Origin of the sequence: Gilliamella sp. Pra-s52, from assembly GCF_009795805.1 — a bacterium.
In the GTDB taxonomy this organism is placed as follows: domain Bacteria; phylum Pseudomonadota; class Gammaproteobacteria; order Enterobacterales; family Orbaceae; genus Gilliamella.
In genome coordinates this window covers 1-3,776 of the sequence record NZ_WTEY01000033.1, presented here as the reverse complement: position 1 = coordinate 3,776, position 3,776 = coordinate 1, and the positions used below count along the sequence as shown (strand labels likewise).

General features: G+C 27.4%; 3 protein-coding genes. All 3 read left to right on the top strand.

Annotation, left to right across the window (positions count from 1 at the left end; genetic code table 11):
• A partial coding sequence (locus tag GQ594_RS11745; protein WP_160416523.1) for a peptidoglycan-binding domain-containing protein occupies positions 1-1,052 on the top strand: 1,052 nt, incomplete at its 5' end.
• Between the two features lie 28 nt (positions 1,053-1,080).
• Entirely contained in the window at positions 1,081-2,031 is a 951-nt protein-coding gene (locus GQ594_RS11740; protein ID WP_160413118.1) for a hypothetical protein, read from the top strand.
• 150 nt (positions 2,032-2,181) lie between these two features.
• A complete protein-coding gene (locus GQ594_RS11735) occupies positions 2,182-3,660 on the top strand; it encodes a hypothetical protein (RefSeq protein WP_160413116.1) in 1,479 nt (492 codons plus the stop codon).
• The last annotated feature ends 116 nt before the right edge of the window (positions 3,661-3,776 follow it).

Here is a 3,776-nt window from a genome sequence, read left to right as displayed (position 1 = left end):
TAGACGAAGCACATGAACATGTCAAAACAAACTGGCAACTAGAAAAAGCGCAGCGTATCAAACCGTCACTGTGGTGGCAACAAGTAGCACAGGCGCAAACTCAAAACCAAACAACTAGCACAGAACAAAGCGATGCTAATACTAATACTAATACTAATACTAATACCCCTAAACTGTCTAATCTATCAACTGATGGCAAGGCGTGGTTTATTCATCCGGTTGCAATGATGGATTATTTTGCAGGAAACAATATCCTTTTCAAAAAGGGTGATAAAGATGAAATTATTCGGGAAATTAATATCAGACTTGCTGGATTTGGTGGCAATGTGCCAACAGATGAATTTACCGAAAGAACCGAAAATATGATCAAACAGTTTCAACGTGATTATATGCAAGTCAAGGAAACGGGCGTTGTGGATATGAATGTGATAAAAGCGATTGATGAATTTCAAGAGGAATATGCAATCAGTAATACAATTTGGCTACAACTTAAATGTAGGTGTTCTGCTAAAAAATGTAATGGATTTGGTAATGGTCTAGGGAAAAACACCTCGCCAGAACAATCAAATCCATATGAATATCCTGGTTTACATAGATCATTATTATTTGGATTCTGCGCAATAAATTTTTATTTAGGTAGACAAAATGTATATAGAGTTAGGGAGGTTTCATCTGGTTATCGTTGTAGTCAACATCCACAAGGAAAAACCACTTCTAATCATAGAGGTAAAGCTCTAGATATTCAATTTAATAAAGGTACTTGGGAAATCAGATTGCGAAAATATAAAAATATAGAACCCCTAAAATATATTCGTGATAACTTTTTCGTAACTTACCTTAATGCGCAAAGAAAGTGGAGTAATATAAATCTTTTTACTACAGAGCCAATAGGATTAAATCCAGATGATTCAATAATAGATAAAAAACACACCTATAGTTGGATTCATATGGATGTTAGAACATTTGAGAAACAATACTTATTAGATGAATATTTTTGTACTGATGCCACTACTTTAAATAAAGAAAAATTAATTACACTTATTAATAAATAGTTTAAAGAATCTATTATAGAGGTTAATAATGTTAAAAATAATAAATAGATTTGCCGTTGTATGTTTATGTTGTCTTATTACATCAATAGCAAATGCTGAATTAGAAAATAATGTAAATGAATTGATAAAAGAAGACATGAGAGAATGGCTGTTAGTCAACATTAATTATTCATCAAATTCTTCGACTGACTTTGAATTTATAGATTACCTATACAAGAATTTAAAAAATATATCAGTTAAAAGTAATAAATATCAATTAATATTTAATGAAAAATATTCTATACATATAAAACCAATAAATGATAATTTAATACCTGACTTTAGGCGTTTATTAGAAAAAGAATTAAAACGTTTAAATTTAACTGGCCATCAACATGAAAATCAATATTTCATTTTTGAAACATTACCCGAGCAATATAATTTAAATCAATCATTAGTATTTAATTCCGATTATCTTTTCTTATTCATTAATAATGGACTTATTTTAACATTTAAAAATAAACAAAAAATGCGTCAAGAACTGGCTAGTATTTATAATAATTTAAATACTTCAACTCTTCCATTAAATGATCGCTATTGGCCTCTTGAAGAAAATGATGGTTTTTCTCCAATACCTGATGAGTTTAATTATTTTTTTAGAGGAATTTCAGATGATGATTATCTTCACGCAATAAAATTGAAAAAATATAAAAAAATAAATTTAATACTATTATTTTCATATTCCATTTCTGGCGCACCTCAATTATCGCTAATTAGCCTTTCTGAGGATTTTGATTTCATTGATCGTATGGAACTAGGTGAAAATATTGAATTAGAGGATGGAGGTATTTGGAATAGGTATCTCATTGATGAAAATTACCGTATAACTATTAAAAAAATTCAATCCCCTTATGATGGATATAAAAAAGCAACGATTTTTTTAAATCAAACAAGCTATATTATTAATGAAAATGGAATTTTTGTTAAATTAAAAAGATGAAATATTTAGGTTTGGCTATCTAATAAACTATAAAAGCTTGGTGAGTATAATTTAATCACTAACTAGTTAGTTATAATAAAGAAAGTATATATATGATTAATAACCACAAAAGAAAATTTTCTAAAGAAAATAGAAAATGGGGATATCAAAATGGCAAGATTAAAAAAATATGACTGGTTAAAGAAATTTATTTTCTTTATTTTTATTTTTTTAAATTATTCTTATTGTTATGCCAAAGAAAAAAATAGCGAGCAAACATACTGGATTTTGGATGAATATTTTGAAAATAATCAGATGATAAACAAAAAAAACGATGATTATCTTAATAATCTAAGTATCAAGTTCAAAGATAATATTTTCTATATAAATGAAAATAGGTATCCTGTAAAAATAGGAAAAGTCGCAAATATATCTCAATTAATACCTGATAATTTATTACATTCTGATTTACTTAAAAATTTTCCTTTACCAAAAGACGAAGTACATTATTTACAGTTTGATTCTTCAATAGATAGTAACTTTGCTAAACTATTATTGCCTGAACAAAAAGTGATTTATCTTAATGACCAGTTAGTTTTTATTAATCAAGAGATGGCATTATCCTTTTTAAAACCAGCTGGCAAAAATGCTTTTAAACAAATAAGTAAACATTTTCCATCCCTTAAACTGCCGTACAATTCTCGGATTACAGGAGACTTTATTAAAGATAATAATTATAAACATTTTTATTATAATTTTTTTAATGAAAATGAATATTATACCCATAATATTCCTAGAAGCTTTGTTAATTATTTACAGTTATCTAATAATAATTTATATGCTCAACGTCACGATTATATAACTCATATTTCTGGTATAAAACTTCCTGTCCTTCATAACAGAATTAGACCAATTTTAATTGAAGGACTACAAAGAAATGGAGAAATGATAACTTATCTTTATTTATTTTCTGATAATTTTGATGTGCTTGATAAGATTATTTTGAAAAATCCCAATGGATTAACAAGAAAAAATTCTGAAATAGACGATCTTGCTCAAGGATTTATTTATTATAATATTGATAAAAATTACCAAATTGAACGTCAACAACGTTTTACTGATGAAACAATTGAAATACAACATTATAAAATAGCCAAAGATGGTAAATTTAGAGAGATACCTGTCATATCTAATTGCTATAAAGAATTTGCTACTAAAAATAATAATATACATTCTAAAAAAAGTCTTTTACTAACCAATAAACAAGGAAATAATTATTTACGTTTTGCTCATGGGTTAGATTACGACCAGTTTGAAAGTACAATATTAACTTTAAATCCAAACGAGGAAAAATTGTGTGTTAATTATCAACAAGCTTATTCAATAAGCTTTGGTAAAGTGAATTCTAAACAATTTTTCGGTGATGATGAGTTATATCAACAGCATGTGGAAAATTTTAAAAGTTATGATATTGATATCAGCAATGAATTAGAATACATCACCATCCATGGTTTTGAGAAAACACCTTTTTCTAAGTTTTTATTAAATGGTAATCAGGCAATTTATATGAAAAATACATTATTTTTTGTTAGTGAAAATCATTTTACTGCTTACAGACAACCAACAGATGAGGAATTAACCTATCAGTAATAAAAAAGAGCATTAGTCAGTCATCATGAAAGTGCCTTAGCAGACCAGTTACCTGAAAGCGAAAAGACTATCATATTAGTTGAAAAAGAGGCCATATTAGCACAAGCCGCTAAACC